Raw genomic sequence first — 19,998 nt, 5'->3', positions numbered from 1 at the left:
AAAATGACTTTCACCAGGTATCCGCCTGTATCTTATCTCATATTATTGTCTCTTACCATGACAGTTCTTGAATTTCTTACCAGAGCCACATGGGCATTGATCATTTCGTCCAATTTGGCTCAAGTCCACATCTTTTGGAAGCTGAGTCTGCTGCGCTGCGATATTACGAGTCGCAGTTGTACTGATATTGTGTTCAGTTTGAGGACGTTCCTGTTCGTGGATTTGTGCTTTCATCATCAAGCGAGTTACATCGAATTCAATCGATCCAATCATGTCATTAAACATGCGGAAACCTTCTGCTTGATATTCTACAACAGGGTTGTTTTGGGCATATCCACGAAGGCCAACAGCATTTCGCAACTGGTCAAGAGCATCGATATGGTCTGTCCACTTGTTGTCTACAACACGTAGAATCAAGACTTTTTGGAATTCTTTCACTGCATCTTCATCACGAAGTTTGGCAACTTGGCTATCATAAACCTTCAATGCACGTTGATACAGTTCATCTTTGATGGCCTGATCTGACAGACCTACAAAATCTGAACGGCTGATTGAATCTTCTGGAAGCAAGTTATATTTAGCAAAGTTCAAGATTGCTTCCAGTTTTTCATCTTCTTTCGAACGAGCATGCGCATCTACGATTCGGCCAATGGTACGACGGATCATAGCATGGATTTCTGGTGCCAAGTCACGATCTGCAGTAATGACATCATAACGTTGTGCATAGATGATTTCACGTTGTTCACGCATAACATCATCGTATTGAAGGACTTGTTTACGAGTGTCGTAGTTGTTTCCTTCTACACGTTTTTGAGCTGCTTCAACCTGACGCGTCAACATGCGAGATTCGATAGCTTCGTCAGACATGTTGAGGCGTTCAAAGACACCCTTCAAGCGTTCTGAACCAAAACGTTTCATCAAATCATCTTCAAGAGACAAGTAGAATTGTGACTCACCTGGGTCTCCTTGACGCCCTGAACGTCCACGAAGCTGGTTATCAATACGGCGACTTTCGTGACGCTCTGTACCAATGACGCAAAGACCACCAAGTTCACGAACTCCTTCACCAAGCTTGATGTCGGTACCACGACCGGCCATGTTGGTCGCGATGGTAACGGCACCACGTTGACCAGCGTTCATGATGATTTGCGCTTCTCTGTAGTGGTTCTTTGCATTCAAGACTTCGTGAGGAACACCTGCTGCTACCAATTTCTTAGAAAGGAAATCACTGGTTTCAACGGCAACTGTACCTACCAAGACCGGCTGACCTTTTTGGTAACGAGCTTTTACATCTTCAACTACAGCCTTAAATTTCGCATCAAGACTTGCATAGAGAAGGTCTGAGTGGTCGATACGTTGAATTGGACGGTTGGTTGGGATTGGGATAACACGAATGTTGTAGATTTCGCGGAATTCTTCTTCCTCTGTTTTACCAGTACCTGTCATACCTGCCAATTTCTTATACATACGGAAGAGGTTTTGATAGGTAATAGAAGCTGAAGTTTTGGTCTCGTCTTGGATTGGCACACCTTCTTTGGCTTCAATCGCTTGGTGCAAGCCATCAGAGTAACGGCGACCTTCCATGGTACGACCTGTAAATTGGTCGACGATTAGGATTTCCTGCTCTTCGCTAACCACATAGTCGATATCAAGAATCATGATATAGTTGGCACGAAGGGCATTGTCAACAAAGTGAGTAAGAGCCACGTTTTCGATATCGTAGAGATTTTCAAGTTTGAAGTAGCTTTCCGCCTTGTCAATACCAGAGTCTGACAAACCAATCGTCTTAGACTGCACGTCAATGATATAGTCGTCCTTGTCCAAAGACTTCACAAAGTGGTCTGCCATATGGTAGAGTTGGCTTGTTTCAACTGCGTTGGCACCTGAAACGATCAAAGGAGTACGGGCTTCATCGATCAAGATCGAGTCCACCTCATCGACCAAGGCATAGTTGAGCGGACGTTGTACCATATTTTCTGCACGAACGACCATGTTGTCACGAAGGTAGTCGAAACCAATCTCTGAGTTGGTTGAGTAGGTAATATCGCAAAGATAAGCTTCTTTTTTCTCCATTGGAGATTTAGCTGCCAAGTTGATCCCTACTGAAAGACCGAGCCATGAGTAGAGCTCACCCATCTCAGTCGCGTCACGTTCTGTTAGGTATTCATTGACTGTAACTACGTGAACCCCTTTACCTGCAAGGGCATTGAGGTATACTGGCATGGTCGCTGTCAAGGTCTTCCCTTCACCCGTACGCATCTCTGGAACGTCACCATGGTGAAGAACAATCCCACCCATGACCTGAACCTTATAAGGGAAAAGCCCGAGGACACGTTTTGCTGCTTCACGTACTACCGCAAAGGCTTCATATAGCAATGAATCAAGTGATTCACCCTTGTTGTATCGTTCTTTAAATTCGTCAGTTTTTGCTTTTAGCTCATCGTCTGACATCGCAGCCATTTGGCTCTCATAATTAAGAACCTTATCGGCCATCTTTTCTAGACGGCGAAGTTCTCCTTTATCATTTTCAATAATCGTTTTTAAAATATTAGCCATGATTTTCCTTACTTTTAATTCTGAATATTTTAGAATGTTCTTTTCATTTTAGCATATTTACTATTATTTTTCAAGAAAGAATCCTTAATTTACAACGGAAAAGACCAGTCAAAATTCAGCTTTTTTTGCATCAATCTTCTGTTGCTATTTTTTTGTTTTTTGTTCGTGAGGCATGCTTGATAATCCAAGCACAACTTGGACTTAGCTCCTCCTTTTGCCAAGCTTGAAGTATCCTTTCAAACTTATCGGGTGCTTCCTTGTATAAATCATTTAGATTGTTGGCTACGCTTTTTTGAATGGACTTGTCTCTATCATCCTTTAGATTGGTCAGAATCGTGATGAAATCCTCAAAATAATCCAATACCACGGTTTGTCTCTTGGCCCAAGGTAGACGGATACGCATGCACTCGCTAGCAAGTCTACGAACGCGCAAGTTTTCATCTTGACTCCATTCTAACAGCAAGGCCATTGTAGCCTTAGGATAGCGAGCCAGTAAGGGCCTCATGGAAAATTCTCCCGTAAACCGCTTGGTGAGTTCCTTACTAAAGGCCGCGCTCAATTCAAATTCTTGGTCCCCGTATAGCTCTACATATTTGCCGATTGGCCAAAGCCAATAACCTTCTGAGAACATACCTAAACCACCCTCTAACTCAGGACCTAAGATTTTCTCAAAAACCTTGAGAGAATCCTCATAAGATAGGGGAAGGCAATCTTTGATACTTTTAGCCAAAAGTTCTTGACGCTGACTGAACTCCAACTCTTCCAAATCTTTTTCTAGCAACAAATTTTTGCCCATCAAAGGCAGCGGATGTTTCTTGCAACCGTCGACTCAAATCCTTAGCATAAGCCAGGTCATAATAATCCTTTACTTTTTTCGCCATTTTTAAATCCCTTAATCTTCTGTTTACGGGACTTATTATATCATACAGATAGCCCGTCAACCAAATCATTTTCACTTCTCAAACTATTTTGACAAGAAAATAAAAAGGGCTAGAAGCTAGTCTAGCCCATCAATTTTTAGTGTTTAATTTCCAAAAAATGCTGGTAATAAGCCAAAGTACAAAAAGAGATTGATCCAGAAGGCCATGCAAAATAGCACTCCAAAGATAAAGAGACTGATTTTTTTAATCAGTATGGAGTATAGGATGGATAAAACACCAAAGACTACGAAGAGTTTTTTCATAACGAAATAATAAATTGAAACTCCTCCTATTTGCCAATCCCAAGGAAGAAAGAACATGAGGAACCAGAGAAAGCAAATCGTAAGAATATAGATTTTGTAATAGCTATACATAAACTGCCTTACCTTTGACATCTTAAACCTCCTCTAAAAATTAGCTATTCTGTGATGAGCCTCTGTTATTGATCTGTCTCAGCTTGAACATTCTCTTCAGGCAGACATAGACTTTCCAGTCATTTACAAGAGACAAGAAGACTAAAAGAATCCATATCCCCCATCTTGTTAGATCCATGGGATTTTTCAAGATAAAATTGAAAATCAACAAAGAAAAAATTGTAAAAGCGATACTGAATAAAGCCCAAAAAGGGAGATAAATCCAATAAAAGTAATAGAAAAACACGAAATATTTACTATCTTTATCCGCCTTCTCAATCCAATGAAAAAAATAAAAGTATGGTGACAAGACCAAGAGTTGAAAAAGTCTTCCTAGCATAGCTTTCTCCAAGATTTCTTTTTATTTTATTATACCAAAAAAAACCTGGAAAAGGCTTTCCAGGTTTGAGTTTAAAATCACTAGTCATACTAGAGAAATCCCTTTATTCATAGTCGATTCACTTTATTGACTTGATGAAGATGTTCCGAAATCGACCTTAGGAACTGTCTTGGCTTCTTCTGTTTCTTTGAAGGTTTCAGCTTCTTTAAAGTTCATCATATTCGCAAAAAGCACGGTTGGAAAACTTCTCAACTTTTGATTGTACTCGGCTGCGACTTTATTATAATCCTTGCGTGCTACAAAGATTCGATTTTCACTTCCTGAAAGTTCCACCATTAGTTGCTCAACATTTTGATTGCTCTTGAGTTCTGGATAATTCTCCGTCAAGGAAATCAAGCGGGAAATAGCTGAGCTCAATTCTCCCTGAGCCTTTTGGTTTTCTTCCGAAGTCACTGAGCTACTACCGATTTTAGCTCTAGCATCAGCAATCTTGGTAAAGACTTCGGTTTCATGATTCATTTGTCCTTTAACGGACTCCACCAAGTTACCAATCAAGTCTGAACGACGTTGGAGGGCTGTAGAGACATCGGCCTGAGCCTGCTCCACTTTAGTCTGTTCACCAACCAGACCGTTATAGGTCGTCACTGCGGAACAACTTCCCAGAACTAGTAGTCCAAAGAAAATCGCCACTATAGAGAGAATTACTTTATTTTGTTTCATATCAAAACCTTAACACTTTCTTTTATCAACTTTTCTGAGATAGGACTCAGATTTTAAATCAATTTCCCAAACTTTGTTTTTATTTTTAATTAAGGAGTGAACTGTTGTAAAGGAGTCACCTTACTGCATGGAGAAATCGGTTTGAGCTATATACGATCACTCACCAGTCATCAGACGAACCGCCACCATCGAAGCCACCGCCGTCCCAGCCTCCAGATGAATCGGAGCCCGAGTCAGACCAAGAGGATCCTGAATCTGATGAGTCACCGCCCCACCAGCCACCGCCAGAATCATCGCCATGTGAACCGCCACCACGACCTCCAGATATAAATCCGATAATCATCACGATGAAGTAAATGAGAATTCCAAATCCGATAACTCCGTCACTCGAACTGCTTTTTCGATGCCGTCTCGAAGAACTGCTCTCACCAGCATACCTTTCAAGTTCCCTTAAGCGACTAGAGTTGGTAGTATAGTCGTAACTACTTTTAGAACTTGAAGCAGTTGTACTCGATCCACTATAGAACATGTAGTTGAGATTATTGACTATTGAGAGAACACCCTTGTTATAGTCACCATTTTGAAAGTAAGGGCGTGCTGTTGTCAAGAATCTGTGAGTCTGATAGTCTGTGATTTTACTGGCCACATTATTACTGGTTTCAATCCGTGATTTTCTATCTTGGACTGCTACCACAATCAAGACACCGTGATTGTCTCCCGAGTAGCCAATCTTCCAAGCTCTAGCTGTTTCATTGGCAACAGTCTCGATTGTTTCTCCATTTAGGCTTTTCACAACGTAAACACCCATCTGGATTTTTTCTGATTTTTTACTATTGACATTATTCAATTCCCGAATCTGACTAATTGTCGCGTCAGTCAGATAGTGATCTGGGTCATAGATCCCGTACTCAGGTTTTTCAGGTGCTGTGAATGCTGACAAGAAGAGAAAGACCATCAGCAGTCCAAGCAAGCGAACCAACAAACTATGTTTAAATAATCTGCTTCTTTTCATAATAACCTCCCTGATAAAGGAAAATTGATTTAAGGAATTATAGCATTTTGATTTTTACAAAAAAAGTGCAATTTCATTACAAATAGGTTACAAAAGCCGGGAAAATGATTGAATTTTGATGACAGATTTTTCATTCAATTTGACAGGATTTTTTCACCTATTTTATAGAAAAAAAGAAGACATACCAGTCTTCTTTTCAGTTATTCTTATTGAAAAATAAGCAAGGCTTACTTACGTTTTCTTGCGATCAAATGAATCGGGGTTCCTTCAAAGACAAAGGCCTTGCGGATTTGATTTTCCAAGAAACGCAGGTAAGAGAAGTGCATAAGTTCTTCTTCGTTAACAAAGATGACAAAGGTTGGTGGCTTGGTTGCCACTTGAGTTGCGTAGAAAATCTTGAGTCGTTTTCCTTTGTCTGTCGGTGTTGGATTGATGGCAATGGCATCCATAATGACATCGTTCAAGACAGCCGATGGGATACGCGTGTTTTGACTCTCACTGATTTGCTTGATCATCTCAGGCAGTTTGTGGAGACGTTGCTTGGTCAGAGCAGAGACAAAGACAATCGGAGCATAAGGCAGGTATTGGAACTGCTCACGGATATCTTCTTCCCATTTCTTCATGGTGTGATTGTCTTTCTCAAGGGTATCCCACTTATTGACCACGATGATCATCCCTTTACCGGCTTCGTGGGCAAATCCAGCGATACGCTTATCATACTCACGAATACCTTCCTCGGCATTGAGGACCATCAAGACTACATCGGAACGGTCAATAGCACGCATAGCGCGCATGACAGAGTATTTTTCTGTATTTTCATAGACTTTACCAGACTTACGCATACCAGCTGTATCAATCATGGTAAACTCTTGACCATCAGCATCTGTAAAATGGGTATCAATGGCATCGCGCGTTGTTCCAGCTACTGGACTAGCAATCACACGGTCTTCTCCCAAAATGGCGTTGATCAAACTTGATTTTCCAACGTTTGGACGGCCAATCAAGCTGAATTTAATGACATCTGGATTTTCTTCTTCAACTTCATGTGGTAGATTTTCCACGATGGCATCCAGTACATCACCCGTACCAATACCGTGGACAGACGAAATTGGCAGTGGTTCACCCAATCCAAGCGCATAGAAATCAAAGATATCATTTCGCATCTCAGGGTTGTCAACCTTGTTAACGGCAAGGATAACAGGCTTATGGGTTTTATAGAGTTTGCGAGCTACGTACTCGTCCGCATCTGTAATCCCTTCTTTACCTGAAACGACAAAGACGATGACATCTGCTTCTTCCATAGCAATTTCTGCTTGGTGCTTGATTTGTTCCATGAAGGGAGCATCGACATCGTCAATCCCTCCCGTATCAATCATACTAAAGGAACGATTGAGCCACTCACCCGTTGCATAGATACGGTCACGTGTCACACCCTCGACATCTTCTACGATTGAGATCCGCTCACCAGCGATCCGATTAAATAGGGTTGATTTCCCAACATTGGGACGTCCCACAATGGCAATAGTTGGTAAGGCCATGTTTTCTCACTTTCTAAAATAACTTTTTCTGTTCTAGATTCTTCCGAGTTGAACTAGGTTCGGCTTGGCCAAACTGCTCTGCCAAACGCTGACTCCAAGAGGTCGTCGCACGCGCACCAGCATAGTCTGCTTGTACTTGGTCATAGTCCAAAATCGCTTCAACTGGCTGTTCTTGGTATTCTTCTTCAAATACCACTTGGTTCAAAGGCAGTCTTGGTTTGACATCATGTTGTTGGTTTGGCACGCCAAGGGCAATCCCAAAAACTGGGTAGGTATAGTCAGGCAAGTTAAAAAGCTCTGCCACTTCTTCCGACTTGTAACGGACCAAACCGATAATCATACCACCATATCCCAGACTCTCTGCTGCAAGCAAGGTATTTTGCCCCGCAAGCGCAGCGTCTACAGACGTGATAAGGAGACCTTCTACCCCTTGAGGTTGGAAAGTGTCCGTATGAAGACTTGCTCCCTTTTCAGCTCGGTTCAAGTCACCGACAAAGAGCAAAAAGGCAGCTGACTGGCGAATGGCTTCCTGAGGAACCAGTTCATATAGGGCATCTTTCTTCTCTTGACTACGCACAAGAATCACAGAGTAGGATTGAAAATTTTTCCAAGATGACGCCATTTGTCCAGCAGTCAAAATCTCTTCCAAGTCTGCCTGAGGAATTTCTTGCTCCTGAAAGCGACGAACTGAAGTATGAGCTTTCATCAGTTGAATGGTTTCTGTCATCGGCGATTTTCTCCTTCTAGTCTTGTCTCCTCAGCCAAATAACGGATTCGCTCCATAACCCGTCTAGCTTCCCAAGTCTCATCATTTCCATTCTTTCCTTTGGCAAAATGTTTTTCCAAATCTTGAAAATTAAAGTTGGAAGTAAAGAAGGTCGGCAAATCTTCCTGCATACGATACTGGAGAATAACTTGGAGAATCTCATCACGCACCCAAGGGGTAGACTGTTCTGCACCAATATCATCCAAGACCAAGACTTCTGCTAACTTGATCTCATCCACCAAGGTCTTTACAGAGCCTTCACCGATAGCATTTTTTACATCAATGACAAAACTTGGATAGTGGAGAATGGTTGTTGAAGCCCCACGTTTTTCAGATAGGTCATGGGCCAGAGCCGCCATCATGAAACTCTTACCGACACCAAAATCTCCATAAAGATAGAGACCTTTTCGGATACTAGGGTAAAGGTCAACAAAGGCATAGAGTCTCTCAAAAATCGGCAAACGGCCTAGATCATCCAGGTCAATCTGAGCCAATTTCGCTTTCTTGAGACTTGCTGGTAGATTGATCAACTTGAGACGATTCTTGATTGCCGCCTCTTTCTCAGCCGCGATTAGTTCTGGTGTTTCTTCATAAGAAACGTCCGCATAACCGTGATTCATGACCAAGATAGGCTTGTAACCACGTGCTATATAGTCCGCATCCCCACGAAGAAACTTGTCCCGTTCTGTGATATATTGATTGAACTTGGAGATGCTACGATTCAACTCCTCTGGACTGAGGGATTCTTTCTGGATAAAAGCCGCTACATCTGGGTCCTTCATGATCTGCTGGACCAGGTCCTGATACTGAAAACGACTTGTCTGACGTTTGATAACGTCACCAACACTTTCCATCTAGTCTCCTCCTTCTTCTAATCGGGCTAACATTTCTTGTTTTTTACGTTCTAGTTCCAGACGAGTCTCCTCACTGGTTTGATTTTTATATTCTGGATTGCTCCACTTGGGAACATTGGTCTTAGTCGAGCTAGTTTTTGATTTTTGGTCTTCCTTGCCTTTTTGCTGACGCTCTCGAATCCGAAGCACGGCTTCCTCTGCTGTCCGAATCTTGCGATAGGCATAGTCGTTAGCAACTTTCATGGCATATTTTTCATTGACATTAGCCGAATCAACCTTGTTAAAGGTTAAAAGTAAGACGATATTGATGACTTCGTCCAACAAGCCTAAAGACGCCATCTGGTGAAGGAGTTCTCTTTCACTCTGGGTGATGTTCCCCTTACGCGTTTGCTTGATTTCTGCTAAAAATTGCAGGGGAGTTTTGTTTTTGGCTTCCCTAATAATGGTCATTTCTTTGGGGCTAAAGTCAGAAGATGCTGGTTTTTGTGCTATCTTTTCACGCATGCGTTTGACTGAAATAACCTGAGCCACTGTAGTCGCCTTGGCTAATTGATAGGTTTCAAACCAGGTCCATTTTTTTTCATCCGCAATGGCAAACAATTCCAAAACATCCGCCTGCTCGTCTTCAAAACGCAAGCCATCTCGAGCCATCAGGCGCTGAAAATGTGCCAAGTCAAAATCATTTTTCACCCTGTTTTTTGACTCAATTGGAGTCACTTCTTCAGTCAGGTTTGGAAAAACTTGGCTCAAGGAAACAGAGAGTTCTTCTCCCTCACTTGGAACCTGCTTCATAGTAGAAACAGCTGTATCCCCAATCTTTCTCTCCAATAATCTGCTATAGACAGAATGACTTAAAAATTCTTGACTGGAGAGAGGAGAATGAAGCTGTAATTTATAGGTTTCTCCTTTTTGATAAAGGGTTAACAAGTCCACAGCAGATAAGATTTTAAAAGACTGGAGGAGCGTATTCATCCCGAAGTTCAAATGATTAAGAATATTAGCAAAGAGGTGCTCCTTTTGCCCACCATCCCAAAAGGTAATAGCATATAGATAGAGACTCAGCGCCTCCTGACCGATAATCGGGAGGTAGCACTGCACCAGAGAAGAGGTATCTTGCGACACCCGATTATTCTTTATAAAAGAAAAACGGTCATTTGGTTTCATCTATTTTTCCTTTTTCTTCTTAGAGGACTGGGTGATCTGCTGGAGAAGGCTCTCCAACTCACTCACATCCTTAAAGCTACGGTAAACACTGGCAAAACGAACATAGGTAATCTCATCAAGCTCCGCCAATTCCTCCATTACTAAAGAACCAATATATTCACTTTGGATCTCATTCTCACTGCGACTACGGAGTTTTTGCTCGATACGATTGACCACCATGTTGATTTCATCACTTGAAACAGGGCGTTTCTGGGCTGAGCGGATAATCCCATTAAAGATTTTATCTCTCGAAAACTGCTCTCGTGTACCGTCTTTTTTGACGACAACCAGCGTTCTTTCTTCTACTCGTTCATAGGTTGTAAAACGATGCTGACACTCGTCGCACTCACGTCTTCGACGGATGGTATTTCCTTCTTCGGCTTGTCGACTATCAACAACACTAGACTTGGTAGCCCCACATTTTGGACAACGCATGCATTTCCCTCCTTGTCGTTTTCTTTTCATTATACCATTTTTTGAGCAATTCCCAAAACAATTCTTATTTTTACTTGACAAGTTTTTTGTTTTATTGTATTATTTAATTAGAACAATAAAGAAAAAGAAAGGAGACTATGATGTCCTGGTCATTTGATAATACAAAACCGATTTATTTACAGATTATGGAAAAAATCAAACTACAGATTGTTTCCCATGAACTGGAACCCAACCAACAGCTCCCAACCGTAAGGGAACTAGCGAGCGAGGCTGGGGTCAATCCCAACACAATTCAGCGTGCCTTGTCTGATCTTGAGCGCGAGGGCTTCGTTTATAGCAAGCGAACAACTGGTCGTTTTGTCACTGAGGACTTAGATCTCATCGTTCAGTCCCGCAAACAGCTTTCTGAGGAGCAACTGAAAAACTTTGTAACGGGCATGCTTCAATTCGGCTATCAAAAAGAAGAACTGCCAAGTGTGCTTAGCGAATACATCAAAGGAGTGTAAAATTATGACATTACTAGCATTTGAAAATGTATCCAAATCCTATGGGGCTACAGCAGCCCTTAACAATGTTTCCCTTGAGATTCCCGCTGGAAAAATCGTCGGGCTTCTCGGTCCGAACGGGTCTGGAAAGACAACCCTGATCAAGCTGATCAACGGACTTCTCCAACCAGACCAAGGTCGTGTCCTCATTAACAACATGGACCCAAGTCCTGCTACCAAGGCCATTGTCTCTTATCTACCAGACACGACTTATCTGAATGAACAGATGAAAATCAAAGAAGCACTGACCTACTTTAAAACTTTCTACCAAGATTTCAATCTTGAGCGGGCTCAGCACCTTTTAGCAGATCTTGGCATTGATGAAAACAGTCGCCTCAAGAAATTGTCAAAAGGAAACAAGGAAAAGGTTCAGCTCATCCTGGTTATGAGCCGTGAAGCTCGTCTCTACGTGCTCGACGAACCAATTGGTGGTGTGGATCCGGCTGCCCGTGACTATATCTTGAACACCATCATCAACAACTACTCACCAACTTCAACTGTTTTGATTTCTACCCACTTGATTTCAGATATTGAGCCGATCTTGGACGAAATCATCTTCCTAAATAACGGAAAAGTTGTTCGTCAAGGAAATGTAGATGATATTCGTTACGAGTCAGGTGAGTCGATTGACCAGCTCTTCCGCCAAGAGTTCAAGGCTTAGTTAAAGGAGATTATTATGTTTTGGAATTTAGTTCGTTATGAATTTAAAAATGTTAACAAATGGTATCTAGCTCTCTACGGTGCTGTGCTTGCAATTTCGGTTTTGATTGGTGCATCCATTTCTGGTATTAGTCAGACCTACACTAGCTATGGTAATGATCCCTACTATCTTTTAGGCTTTCTGATCTTAGTTTTTGGTGGGCTCAGCGTTACTCTCTGGATCGCGACGATCTTTCTAATCATCCGACGCTTCAAGGGAAGTGTCTACGATCGTCAGGGCTATCTGACATTGACTCTGCCCGTCTCTGAACACCAGATCATCACCGCCAAATTACTAGGTGCTCTCATTTGGTCAATCATAAGCTATATTGTATTTATCTTGAGTATCATTATTATCTTCTCACTCACCCCTGTAGTGAAAGATTTGCCACTCCTCTATCGATTTATCTCTCCTTATCTCGGTTACGGTTGGCTCTATGCCCTCTCTCTTCTGGTGGGTTCAATTACTTGGATTTTATCTATTTACCTTTGTATCTCAATTGGTCAACTATTTAACGAATACCGTACCGCTATGGGAATTTTAGCTTATATCGTGCTTAACATCGTGATTGGCTATATTTCTATCTTCTTCCGAATAGATTATGATTTTAACCTCCTAATTAGCGCTGATATCCTCAAAGATTTCATTCTAGCAATTATCTACTACCTCGGAACCTACTATATCTTGAAAAATAAGGTTAACTTGCAATAAAAAACGCCCAGCTTACAAGAGCTGGGTTTTGCTTTAACTCAATATCAAGCTGGCTACGATGGGGCTTACAAAGACATAGAGAATACCGGTGACACCGATAGCTAAGCCACCCATGGCTCCTGCTACCGAGCCGTATCGAAAGGCTGTTCCTGTTCCGACTGCATGACCTGTTCCTCCAAGGGAGAGTCCGACAGCCACTGGATCATCAATCTTCAACCACTTCAAAAGGGTTGGTCCAATAACACTAGTCAAAATCCCAGTTGCCACTACGACGACCAAGGTCACAGTCGTTAAACCTTGCAATTTCTCTGTAATCCCCACTGCCATAGCGGTTGTCACTGACTTGGGAAAGAGAGAAATGGCTAGGAAAAAGTCCATGCCAAATATTTTCGCCACTATGGCGGTGAAGCTAGTATTGACAACTACTGCTAGTAGACTACCAAAGAGAATACTCCGAGCATGGTGCTTCATCAAGTGAAAACTCTTATAAAGCGGAATCCCTAGAGCCACTGTCGATGGGACAATCAAATTATTCAGATAAACCCCACCTTGGTAATAATCTTGATAAGAAATCCCCGTCGCCTTAAGGAAAATAATGATAAAAATAGCCGACAACAGCAAGGGTGTTGTCAATGGATGTGGAAAACGTCTGTAAATCAACATCCCCGCTAGATAAGCTAGGATAGACAGGGCAATCCCAAACAGAGGATTGGATACAAATTCGCTCATTTGGCATCTCCTTTCTCATAATCTCCCTCAAAACGTCTCTTGATAAACTGAACCACTAGGGCGATGAGGACAATGTTGATAACAGCCGCAAAAAAGACAATCAAGACGATAGACAAGAGATAGGGGGCAATCACATCAAACTTTTCCATGATACCCACTGCTGGCGGCAAAAAGAGAATAGTCATATTGGCCAGCAAGAAATTCCCCACCATGTTGACATGTCTGGTTCTCAGCCACTTGAACTGTAAGGCTAGAAAGAGAATAATCAAACCGATAATACTGCCTGGGATAGGCAGATGAAAGAAACTAGAAATTCCCTCACCGATCAATGAAATCACAAAGAGAATCATTAATTGAACATATAATTTCATTCTAAACTCCACGAAAAAGACTTCTTGCATACCAGTTTACTCTTTTTTCAGAAAATTTCAAGGAAATATTGCAATTCTTCTCTCTTGCACGGATTAGTTAAAAGTAGTATAATCATTGCATGCGCAATCATCTTGTATTGCAGAAACAGTCACTAATGACTTTGTGATTTTTACTTTGAAAAGAAAGGAGAAAGCAATGACCTACTTAGAAAAATGGTTTGACTACAACCGCCATCAAAAAGAAATGGAAGCCTTGTTGGAAGAAACTATTGCCCAGCAGAGTGAACAAAGGCTGAACTTGAAAGAGTTTTACCTGCTCTACTATTTGGATCTAGCCGATGAAAAATCCTTACGACAGATTGATTTACCCGATAAACTCCATCTCAGTCCGAGCGCTGTTTCTCGAATGGTGGCACGATTAGAAGAGAAAAACTGCGGTTTGCTTAGTCGCAGATGTTGCGATCAGGATAGACGGGCTAGTTTTATCTGCCTGACTGACGAGGGACAAACCACCCTAGCTTACCTGCAAAAAGCCGTCGAAGAAAGACTGGAAACGAGTCTTGATTTCATTTCTTAATCAGATTTTTTAAAAAAGTTGCGTGCGCAATCATTTTTCTTGACATTCCTCTTTTCAAGGAGTACAATAAAGTCAAGATCGAACAAAGGAGTTTTATATGATCGAAATTACTTATCTAGACGCCAGTAAGCAAGAGAGAACCATGACTTTCGAGTCTTACCAAGACTTTGAACGTTCTCAACACGCCTGCCTCATCGGCGTTGCTGATTACTATACTGTCCAAAAATTAACCTACAATGGTCATGATTTGGACTACCATGGGACTTATGGAGATGTTTTCTTCTATCTCATGAAACAAGATTTAAGCCAATATAACTAAAAAAGGAGAAATACAATGGCAAAAGCAATTACAGATGCAACATTTGAACAAGAAACAAAAGACGGTTTGGTCTTGGTAGACTTCTGGGCAACTTGGTGTGGTCCATGTCGTATGCAAGGTCCAATCTTGGATAAATTGTCTGAAGAACTTTCAGAAGATGTCTTGAAAATCGTTAAAATGGATGTTGATGAAAATCCAAACACAGCTCGTGCTTTTGGAATCATGTCTATCCCAACCCTTCTCTTCAAAAAAGACGGCCAAGTGGTGAAACAAGTTGCAGGTGTTCATACTGCAGAACAAATCAAGGCCATCGTTGCTGAATTGAGCTAATCACACGAGAGACCAAGTGCTTCATTTGGTCTCTTTTTTCTTGCTCTTTGCCATTTTTCAAAAAATATGCTAGACTGTAGGTAGAATATTACGATGTTTGGGACATGCCATCGCTAAAAAAAACCTCTACTTGGTATTTTTTAGCTCCCCTCAAGGGAGCTTTTTGCGTGCTCTGAACATTTCCCATTTTGGAAGGAGTACTATGAAACGTCAATCAGCCTTGGTCGTCTTTAGTGGCGGTCAAGATTCCACAACCTGCCTCTTTTGGGCTAAAGAACACTATGAAACAGTCGAAGCCGTCACCTTTGCCTACGGCCAACGCCATCATCTCGAAATTCAAGTTGCTAGAGAAATCGCTAAGGAACAAGGCATTCGTCATCACATCTTAGATATGTCTCTGCTGGGACAAATCACTGAAAATGCCCTGACCTCTGATCTGGAGATCGAGCAAAAAGAGGGAGAGGTTCCCAATACCTTCGTTGACGGTCGCAACCTCCTCTTTCTGTCCTTTGCGGCAGTTCTTGCCAAGCAACGAGGCATTAAAGATATCGTGACAGGTGTCTGCGAGACAGACTTCTCAGGCTACCCTGACTGCCGAGATGTCTTTGTCAAATCTCTCAATGTTACTCTCAACCTTGCCATGGATTACGACTTTGTTATCCAAACACCTCTCATGTGGCTAGACAAGTCTGAAACTTGGGAATTAGCCGACCAACTCGACGCATTTGACTACGTTCGTGAAAGGACCTTGACCTGCTACAATGGGATTATCGGAAGTGGCTGTGGGGATTGCCCAGCCTGCCACCTACGTCAGCATGGTTTAGATGTTTATCTCTCACAGAAAGGAGAGGGCTAATGTTTTTTGCACCCAAAGAAATCAAACAGGAAACTGGGGAGTCTCTTGTCTACAATTCTCACAGAACCTTGGTATCAAAAGAATTTACCTTCGACGCTGCCCACCACCTCTTTCACTATGAAGGAAAATGCAAATCCCTGCACGGCCACACTTATCATCTGCAGATTGCTGTCAGTGGATTTTTAGATGAACGGGGCATGACCTACGACTTTGGAGATATCAAAGCTATCTACAAGGACTATTTAGAACCCCATTTGGATCATCGCTATCTCAATGAAACCCTGCCTTATATGAACACGACTGCTGAAAACATGGTTTACTGGATTTTCCAAACCATGAGCCAAGAGTTACCAGATGAGCGTGGTCTACGTATGGAGTACGTTCGCCTCTATGAAACTCCGACTGCCTTTGCAGAGTTTAGACGGGAGTGGTTAGATGACTAGGGAACGTGTCCTCAAACTACCAGTTCTGGAAATTTTTGGCCCAACCTTTCAAGGCGAAGGCCGTGCTATCGGGCAGAAAACCATGTTTGTCCGCACTGCTGGTTGCGACTACCACTGCGACTGGTGCGACTCTGCCTTTACTTGGGATGGTTCTGAAAAACCAACTCGCATGACGGCTGACGAAGTCATTGCTGCCTTAGATAAGCTAGGAAGCTACGACTATGTAACCCTATCTGGCGGAAATCCCGCTATCCTAGCAACCAACATGGCTGAACTCGTCACTAAGCTCAAAGAACGCGGTGTCACTCTGGCAGTTGAGACCCAAGGCTCCCGCTGGCAAAATTGGTTAAAAGACATCGACCAAGTCACTCTGAGCCCCAAACCTCCCTCATCCAAGATGGAAGTCAACTTCGAGACTTTGGACTTTATCGTTTCCCAACTGGATCCAGACAAGGTCACCTTTAAAATCCCTGTCTTTGACGATGCCGATTTGGCCTTTGCCAAAGGGATTCAAGAACGTTACCAACCAGATGTTCTTTTCTTATCAGCAGGAAATCCTGAGCCCAAGGCTACAGGAAATATTGTCCAAGACCAACTGGACCGCCTCAAAGAACTCTGGGAACGTGTCGCTACTGACGATAGCTGGGGCAATGTCCGCGTCCTTCCTCAACTCCATACCCTCCTCTACGACAACCAACGTGGTGTTTAAAATTAGAAAGAAAAAATCATGTCACAACAAGAAGAAATGAAAAACCTAAGCCTCCTCGGCAATAAAGAAACCAACTACATTTTTGACTATCAACCAGAAGTCCTCGAATCCTTTGACAATCGTCATGTGGAAAATGACTATTTTATTAAATTCAACTGTCCTGAATTTACCTCGCTTTGCCCAATCACTGCTCAACCAGACTTTGCGACCATTTATATTTCCTACATTCCTGACAAGCTCTGTGTCGAGTCAAAATCCCTCAAACTCTACCTCTTTAGCTACCGAAATCATGGGGATTTTCACGAAAACTGTATCAATACCATAGGGAAAGACTTGGTCAACTTGCTTGACCCTCGCTATTTAGAAGTCTGGGGAAAATTCACTCCGCGCGGGGGCATTTCAATCGACCCTTACTACAACTACGGTAGACCTGGAACCAAGTATGAAGGTCTGGCAGAACAACGCCTCTTCCAACACGATCTTTATCCAGAGAAAATTGACAACCGCTAAACTCATACTCAATGAAAATCAAAGAGCAAACTAGGAAGCTAGCCGCAGGTTGCTCAAAGCACTGCTTTGAGGTTATAGATAAGACTGACGAAGTCAGATCAAAACACTGTTTTGAGGTTGCAGATGGACGCTGACGTGGTTTGAAGAGATTTTCGAAGAGTATAATACGAAAAAGCCCTGTTCCTCAAGATGAGGAGCAAGGCTTTTTGAGTTTCAATTATTCTTCTGTTCCAAGGAAGTTTTTCGCAACAAGGGCTGCAAGAAGGCCACCAACGATTGGGGCAAGGATAAAAATCCATACTTGTTGAAGGGCTGCGCCACCTACCAAGACAGCAGGAGCCAAGCTACGAGCTGGGTTTACTGAAAGTCCAGTAATGTTCAATCCCACAAGGATCATGGCCATCAAGGACAAGCCGATTACCAAACCAGCGATTGCGCCATTGCCCTTGCTTGCTGATGTTACCGTCATGATAACTAGGACAAACAAGAAAGTTGCGATGACTTCAAACAAGAAACCGCCAAAGACAGTGACACCGTTTGCCAAGGCATTTTCACCAAGACTTGCAGTTGACATACCTGAGTTAGACAAAAGGTGTCCAAGACCTTCAACACCATTTCCAAAAACAACAGCTCCTGTTCCGATGAACACAAGCATAAATGTACCGACTAATTCAGCAACAAATTTTTTCATGATAAGTCTCCTTTTTTTCAAAACTATGTACCAGTCTATCAAAAGAAGGAAAGGGTTTCAAGAAAATTGACTGGAAAGTTTTTTGAAAATCATAAAATGACCAGCTAATCTCTAGTATTGAAAAGATTGAATAGCTTCTTTTAACTCATCTTGTAAAAAGTTTTTCTGATCAAGTTGGACATAGGCTTCCAACAGACAGGATCTGAAATTGGAAAATCTATGGAAATCATTTGCTTCTTTCAGGGGAAATTCGACTGTTTGCAACCAAGCAGTGAGGAGAGACGGTTCGATTTTCCCTCGTAAGATTGGTTCATAAAATGCTCTGGCTAACCGCCAATCTTCATCATTTGTAAAACGAATTTCAACACGTTTAAAGATTTCCCCAATGATTTCAAATGCTTCGGCTATATCTGACTTTGGAAAGCTAGGATGGCATATAACTTCCGTCAAAAGATCAGCCCCATGCGCAAAAGCGTGAACCCAACCATACTGATGAGAGTAGCCCGTCGTCTCTTTTTCCTTTGTAAGATAGTGTAAGCCTTGATTTAGCATGGCAGCCCTGATAGGAGAAGGCAACTGCTGGTAATAAAGTGATTCCTTAGCACCATCGCAGGACAGTAGATTGGCATAAATAAGTGCCCTAAAAGAACGTTTAAGAGCTGAAACTCCTCTACTATCAATCTCTTTGTATAGACCTTCATCAGAGGAGACCTCTTCTGAGATAAACTGAAACTGCTCAAGGGTAAACAACTCTTCTTGAATACCTCTAGCTAAACTCGTAAAAACAAGTTCGTCTCGAATTTCTGGAGAGGGGTCTCCCAAGTGCTCAAGCAACCACTGAATTTCTTCTCGGCTATAGCTTGGTTTTTCTTCTATCACTTTTCTTTGTAATTCTTTACGCATCTAAAGTACCTCTACATTTCTAGTAACTTATCAAAAAGCCATCCGCAGATGACTTTCTTTCTTATTCTGTTTTTGATGGAGTTTTTCCTGCTGCAATTGCATCTGCTTCTGTCATCTCAACAACGTTAGCTTTATTAGTTTTTGGAGGCATTCTATCCTTACTATACCAATAAACTTTTGATTTCCCATAGTTTGCAACATAGACAATTCTATCTTGCTGTTGGGTTTTGGTTTCAGCTTCACGCGCAGCTCTTTTTTCTTCCTCTTTTTGAGAAATTGATGATTCAACCGCACCTATCCTATCAAGCAACTCTGCCTTTTTATCATTATTTTCAATCTGATTAACTGTTTCTTTAGCAGACTTCACTTGACTCGCATCTTGACTTTCTTCCAATTGTTTGACTAGGGTTTCACCTTTTTCTTGCAACTCCTTTGCAGCTTTTTCTTTAGCAATTCTCTCTTCTTCTGCTTTTTCTTTAGCTTTTTTCTCTTCTTCGACTCGTTTTGCTTCCTCTATACTAGATGAAGCATCCGTGGTTGAAGCTGCCGAAGTAGTAGATGTCGTAGTCTGCTTAGTTTCTGATTGAGAAGATGAAATTTTCTTTGTGACTTTCGGAGTTTGGAGAGAAACTGCAACAAGACTGACAATGAAAAGCCCTATCATTAGATTTCTTTTTCGGATATCTGGTGCTTTCTTTACAAAATACCAAATACCAATTCCACTCAAAACAAGATAGAGAGTAGGCAAAGCGATCAACAAAATGATTCCCAACAAGACTAGGCCTATTTTGATAAAGAGCATTCTTTGGGGATTTTGTTCCAGCCATTTTTTGATTCTATTCATATT

25 protein-coding genes and 1 pseudogene are annotated in these 19,998 nt (G+C 42.0%); 10 read left to right on the top strand and 16 right to left on the bottom strand.

Annotated elements, in window-relative coordinates:
• Positions 1-42: 42 nt before the first annotated feature.
• From secA to nrdR, 11 genes and pseudogenes are all read right to left on the bottom strand, one after another.
• The gene (gene secA / locus GOM47_RS02585; RefSeq protein ID WP_235080967.1) at positions 43-2,556 is read right to left on the bottom strand and encodes a preprotein translocase subunit SecA; all 2,514 of its coding nucleotides are present in this window, start codon (positions 2,554-2,556) and stop codon (positions 43-45) included.
• 130 nt (positions 2,557-2,686) lie between these two features.
• Positions 2,687-3,437 (bottom strand): annotated as a pseudogene (locus GOM47_RS02580) (DNA alkylation repair protein).
• A 143-nt stretch (positions 3,438-3,580) separates the two neighbouring features.
• Positions 3,581-3,871: a hypothetical protein gene (locus GOM47_RS09670; protein WP_321159576.1), complete on the bottom strand. Its 291-nt coding sequence runs from the start codon at positions 3,869-3,871 to the stop codon at positions 3,581-3,583.
• A 19-nt stretch (positions 3,872-3,890) separates the two neighbouring features.
• Positions 3,891-4,229: a hypothetical protein gene (locus tag GOM47_RS02575; RefSeq protein ID WP_235081268.1), complete on the bottom strand. Its 339-nt coding sequence runs from the start codon at positions 4,227-4,229 to the stop codon at positions 3,891-3,893.
• A gap of 123 nt (positions 4,230-4,352) precedes the next feature.
• The gene (locus GOM47_RS02570; RefSeq protein ID WP_235080966.1) at positions 4,353-4,949 is read right to left on the bottom strand and encodes a LemA family protein; all 597 of its coding nucleotides are present in this window, start codon (positions 4,947-4,949) and stop codon (positions 4,353-4,355) included.
• A 160-nt stretch (positions 4,950-5,109) separates the two neighbouring features.
• Complete coding sequence (locus GOM47_RS02565; protein ID WP_235080965.1) at positions 5,110-5,961, bottom strand: TPM domain-containing protein; 852 nt, start codon at positions 5,959-5,961, stop codon at positions 5,110-5,112.
• Between the two features lie 227 nt (positions 5,962-6,188).
• The gene (gene der / locus GOM47_RS02560; RefSeq protein WP_001207684.1) at positions 6,189-7,499 is read right to left on the bottom strand and encodes a ribosome biogenesis GTPase Der; all 1,311 of its coding nucleotides are present in this window, start codon (positions 7,497-7,499) and stop codon (positions 6,189-6,191) included.
• Between the two features lie 13 nt (positions 7,500-7,512).
• Positions 7,513-8,226 (bottom strand): NADPH-dependent oxidoreductase, encoded by a 714-nt coding sequence (locus GOM47_RS02555; RefSeq protein ID WP_235080964.1) that lies wholly within the window; start codon positions 8,224-8,226, stop codon positions 7,513-7,515.
• On the bottom strand, positions 8,223-9,119 hold the full coding sequence (gene dnaI / locus GOM47_RS02550; RefSeq protein WP_000446485.1) for a primosomal protein DnaI: 897 nt from the start codon (positions 9,117-9,119) through the stop codon (positions 8,223-8,225). Before dnaI ends, GOM47_RS02555 begins: the two co-directional genes overlap by 4 nt.
• Positions 9,120-10,283: a DnaD domain protein gene (locus tag GOM47_RS02545; protein ID WP_235080963.1), complete on the bottom strand. Its 1,164-nt coding sequence runs from the start codon at positions 10,281-10,283 to the stop codon at positions 9,120-9,122. It abuts the gene before it with no gap.
• Positions 10,284-10,757 carry a transcriptional regulator NrdR gene (gene nrdR, locus GOM47_RS02540; RefSeq protein WP_001203678.1) on the bottom strand — a complete coding sequence of 158 codons (474 nt, stop codon included), beginning with the start codon at positions 10,755-10,757 and terminating at the stop codon, positions 10,284-10,286.
• A 140-nt stretch (positions 10,758-10,897) separates the two neighbouring features.
• Between nrdR and GOM47_RS02535 the strand changes: the two genes are divergently transcribed.
• From GOM47_RS02535 to GOM47_RS02525, 3 genes are read left to right on the top strand one after another with little or no spacing between them, the layout of a single operon-like run.
• A complete protein-coding gene (locus GOM47_RS02535) occupies positions 10,898-11,263 on the top strand; it encodes a GntR family transcriptional regulator (protein ID WP_000119121.1) in 366 nt (121 codons plus the stop codon).
• A gap of 4 nt (positions 11,264-11,267) precedes the next feature.
• Entirely contained in the window at positions 11,268-11,963 is a 696-nt protein-coding gene (locus tag GOM47_RS02530) for an ABC transporter ATP-binding protein (RefSeq protein WP_084946298.1), read from the top strand.
• A 15-nt stretch (positions 11,964-11,978) separates the two neighbouring features.
• A complete protein-coding gene (locus GOM47_RS02525; RefSeq protein ID WP_235080962.1) occupies positions 11,979-12,713 on the top strand; it encodes a hypothetical protein in 735 nt (244 codons plus the stop codon).
• Between the two features lie 33 nt (positions 12,714-12,746).
• Here the strand turns inward: GOM47_RS02525 and GOM47_RS02520 are convergent, their stop codons facing one another.
• Together GOM47_RS02520 and GOM47_RS02515 are read right to left on the bottom strand one after the other, a co-directional pair.
• Positions 12,747-13,442 (bottom strand): LrgB family protein, encoded by a 696-nt coding sequence (locus GOM47_RS02520; RefSeq protein ID WP_235080961.1) that lies wholly within the window; start codon positions 13,440-13,442, stop codon positions 12,747-12,749.
• Entirely contained in the window at positions 13,439-13,813 is a 375-nt protein-coding gene (locus tag GOM47_RS02515) for a CidA/LrgA family protein (RefSeq protein WP_235080960.1), read from the bottom strand. The genes GOM47_RS02520 and GOM47_RS02515 overlap by 4 nt, the downstream gene beginning before the upstream one ends.
• Before the next feature lie 196 nt (positions 13,814-14,009).
• On the opposite strand from GOM47_RS02515, the gene GOM47_RS02510 reads away from it, so the two are divergent.
• The 7 genes from GOM47_RS02510 (at position 14,010) to queF (ending at position 17,557) form a co-directional block, all read left to right on the top strand.
• Complete coding sequence (locus GOM47_RS02510) at positions 14,010-14,390, top strand: MarR family winged helix-turn-helix transcriptional regulator (protein ID WP_000221641.1); 381 nt, start codon at positions 14,010-14,012, stop codon at positions 14,388-14,390.
• Positions 14,391-14,487: 97 nt separating this feature from the next.
• Complete coding sequence (locus GOM47_RS02505) at positions 14,488-14,709, top strand: DUF4649 family protein (RefSeq protein ID WP_000570263.1); 222 nt, start codon at positions 14,488-14,490, stop codon at positions 14,707-14,709.
• Positions 14,710-14,724: 15 nt separating this feature from the next.
• The gene (gene trxA, locus GOM47_RS02500; protein WP_001029581.1) at positions 14,725-15,039 is read left to right on the top strand and encodes a thioredoxin; all 315 of its coding nucleotides are present in this window, start codon (positions 14,725-14,727) and stop codon (positions 15,037-15,039) included.
• Between the two features lie 202 nt (positions 15,040-15,241).
• Entirely contained in the window at positions 15,242-15,895 is a 654-nt protein-coding gene (gene queC, locus GOM47_RS02495; RefSeq protein ID WP_235080959.1) for a 7-cyano-7-deazaguanine synthase QueC, read from the top strand.
• The gene (gene queD / locus GOM47_RS02490) at positions 15,895-16,338 is read left to right on the top strand and encodes a 6-carboxytetrahydropterin synthase QueD (RefSeq protein ID WP_070683812.1); all 444 of its coding nucleotides are present in this window, start codon (positions 15,895-15,897) and stop codon (positions 16,336-16,338) included. The genes queC and queD overlap by 1 nt, the downstream gene beginning before the upstream one ends.
• Positions 16,331-17,047, top strand: a complete 717-nt coding sequence (gene queE / locus GOM47_RS02485) for a 7-carboxy-7-deazaguanine synthase QueE (protein ID WP_193432009.1) — start codon at positions 16,331-16,333, stop codon at positions 17,045-17,047. The genes queD and queE overlap by 8 nt, the downstream gene beginning before the upstream one ends.
• A gap of 18 nt (positions 17,048-17,065) precedes the next feature.
• Positions 17,066-17,557, top strand: coding sequence for a preQ(1) synthase (queF, locus tag GOM47_RS02480; RefSeq protein WP_000082582.1), 492 nt, complete (start codon positions 17,066-17,068; stop codon positions 17,555-17,557).
• A 217-nt stretch (positions 17,558-17,774) separates the two neighbouring features.
• Here the strand turns inward: queF and GOM47_RS02475 are convergent, their stop codons facing one another.
• From GOM47_RS02475 to GOM47_RS02465, 3 genes are all read right to left on the bottom strand, one after another.
• A complete protein-coding gene (locus GOM47_RS02475; RefSeq protein WP_235080958.1) occupies positions 17,775-18,248 on the bottom strand; it encodes an aquaporin in 474 nt (157 codons plus the stop codon).
• A gap of 111 nt (positions 18,249-18,359) precedes the next feature.
• Positions 18,360-19,151 carry a DUF2785 domain-containing protein gene (locus GOM47_RS02470; protein WP_235080957.1) on the bottom strand — a complete coding sequence of 264 codons (792 nt, stop codon included), beginning with the start codon at positions 19,149-19,151 and terminating at the stop codon, positions 18,360-18,362.
• Positions 19,152-19,212: 61 nt separating this feature from the next.
• Entirely contained in the window at positions 19,213-19,995 is a 783-nt protein-coding gene (locus tag GOM47_RS02465; protein WP_321159575.1) for a deoxyribonuclease, read from the bottom strand.
• Positions 19,996-19,998 lie beyond the last annotated feature (3 nt).

The organism is Streptococcus oralis, assembly GCF_021497945.1.
In the GTDB taxonomy this organism is placed as follows: Bacteria; Bacillota; Bacilli; order Lactobacillales; family Streptococcaceae; genus Streptococcus; species Streptococcus oralis_BR.
Note: the sequence above shows the minus strand (reverse complement) of the source record. Positions and strands in the feature narration are given on the sequence as shown.

What these genes read in the sequence shown, in the direction of transcription:
- secA (WP_235080967.1), bottom strand. Translation starts at nt 2,556, where the DNA reads ATGGCTAATATTTTAAAAACGATTATTGAAAATGATAAAGGAGAACTT.
- GOM47_RS09670 (WP_321159576.1), bottom strand. Translation starts at nt 3,871, where the DNA reads ATGTCAAAGGTAAGGCAGTTTATGTATAGCTATTACAAAATCTATATT.
- GOM47_RS02575 (WP_235081268.1), bottom strand. Translation starts at nt 4,229, where the DNA reads ATGCTAGGAAGACTTTTTCAACTCTTGGTCTTGTCACCATACTTTTAT.
- GOM47_RS02570 (WP_235080966.1), bottom strand. Translation starts at nt 4,949, where the DNA reads ATGAAACAAAATAAAGTAATTCTCTCTATAGTGGCGATTTTCTTTGGA.
- GOM47_RS02565 (WP_235080965.1), bottom strand. Translation starts at nt 5,961, where the DNA reads ATGAAAAGAAGCAGATTATTTAAACATAGTTTGTTGGTTCGCTTGCTT.
- der (WP_001207684.1), bottom strand. Translation starts at nt 7,499, where the DNA reads ATGGCCTTACCAACTATTGCCATTGTGGGACGTCCCAATGTTGGGAAA.
- GOM47_RS02555 (WP_235080964.1), bottom strand. Translation starts at nt 8,226, where the DNA reads ATGACAGAAACCATTCAACTGATGAAAGCTCATACTTCAGTTCGTCGC.
- dnaI (WP_000446485.1), bottom strand. Translation starts at nt 9,119, where the DNA reads ATGGAAAGTGTTGGTGACGTTATCAAACGTCAGACAAGTCGTTTTCAG.
- GOM47_RS02545 (WP_235080963.1), bottom strand. Translation starts at nt 10,283, where the DNA reads ATGAAACCAAATGACCGTTTTTCTTTTATAAAGAATAATCGGGTGTCG.
- nrdR (WP_001203678.1), bottom strand. Translation starts at nt 10,757, where the DNA reads ATGCGTTGTCCAAAATGTGGGGCTACCAAGTCTAGTGTTGTTGATAGT.
- GOM47_RS02535 (WP_000119121.1), top strand. Translation starts at nt 10,898, where the DNA reads ATGTCCTGGTCATTTGATAATACAAAACCGATTTATTTACAGATTATG.
- GOM47_RS02530 (WP_084946298.1), top strand. Translation starts at nt 11,268, where the DNA reads ATGACATTACTAGCATTTGAAAATGTATCCAAATCCTATGGGGCTACA.
- GOM47_RS02525 (WP_235080962.1), top strand. Translation starts at nt 11,979, where the DNA reads ATGTTTTGGAATTTAGTTCGTTATGAATTTAAAAATGTTAACAAATGG.
- GOM47_RS02520 (WP_235080961.1), bottom strand. Translation starts at nt 13,442, where the DNA reads ATGAGCGAATTTGTATCCAATCCTCTGTTTGGGATTGCCCTGTCTATC.
- GOM47_RS02515 (WP_235080960.1), bottom strand. Translation starts at nt 13,813, where the DNA reads ATGAAATTATATGTTCAATTAATGATTCTCTTTGTGATTTCATTGATC.
- GOM47_RS02510 (WP_000221641.1), top strand. Translation starts at nt 14,010, where the DNA reads ATGACCTACTTAGAAAAATGGTTTGACTACAACCGCCATCAAAAAGAA.
- GOM47_RS02505 (WP_000570263.1), top strand. Translation starts at nt 14,488, where the DNA reads ATGATCGAAATTACTTATCTAGACGCCAGTAAGCAAGAGAGAACCATG.
- trxA (WP_001029581.1), top strand. Translation starts at nt 14,725, where the DNA reads ATGGCAAAAGCAATTACAGATGCAACATTTGAACAAGAAACAAAAGAC.
- queC (WP_235080959.1), top strand. Translation starts at nt 15,242, where the DNA reads ATGAAACGTCAATCAGCCTTGGTCGTCTTTAGTGGCGGTCAAGATTCC.
- queD (WP_070683812.1), top strand. Translation starts at nt 15,895, where the DNA reads ATGTTTTTTGCACCCAAAGAAATCAAACAGGAAACTGGGGAGTCTCTT.
- queE (WP_193432009.1), top strand. Translation starts at nt 16,331, where the DNA reads ATGACTAGGGAACGTGTCCTCAAACTACCAGTTCTGGAAATTTTTGGC.
- queF (WP_000082582.1), top strand. Translation starts at nt 17,066, where the DNA reads ATGTCACAACAAGAAGAAATGAAAAACCTAAGCCTCCTCGGCAATAAA.
- GOM47_RS02475 (WP_235080958.1), bottom strand. Translation starts at nt 18,248, where the DNA reads ATGAAAAAATTTGTTGCTGAATTAGTCGGTACATTTATGCTTGTGTTC.
- GOM47_RS02470 (WP_235080957.1), bottom strand. Translation starts at nt 19,151, where the DNA reads ATGCGTAAAGAATTACAAAGAAAAGTGATAGAAGAAAAACCAAGCTAT.
- GOM47_RS02465 (WP_321159575.1), bottom strand. Translation starts at nt 19,995, where the DNA reads ATGAATAGAATCAAAAAATGGCTGGAACAAAATCCCCAAAGAATGCTC.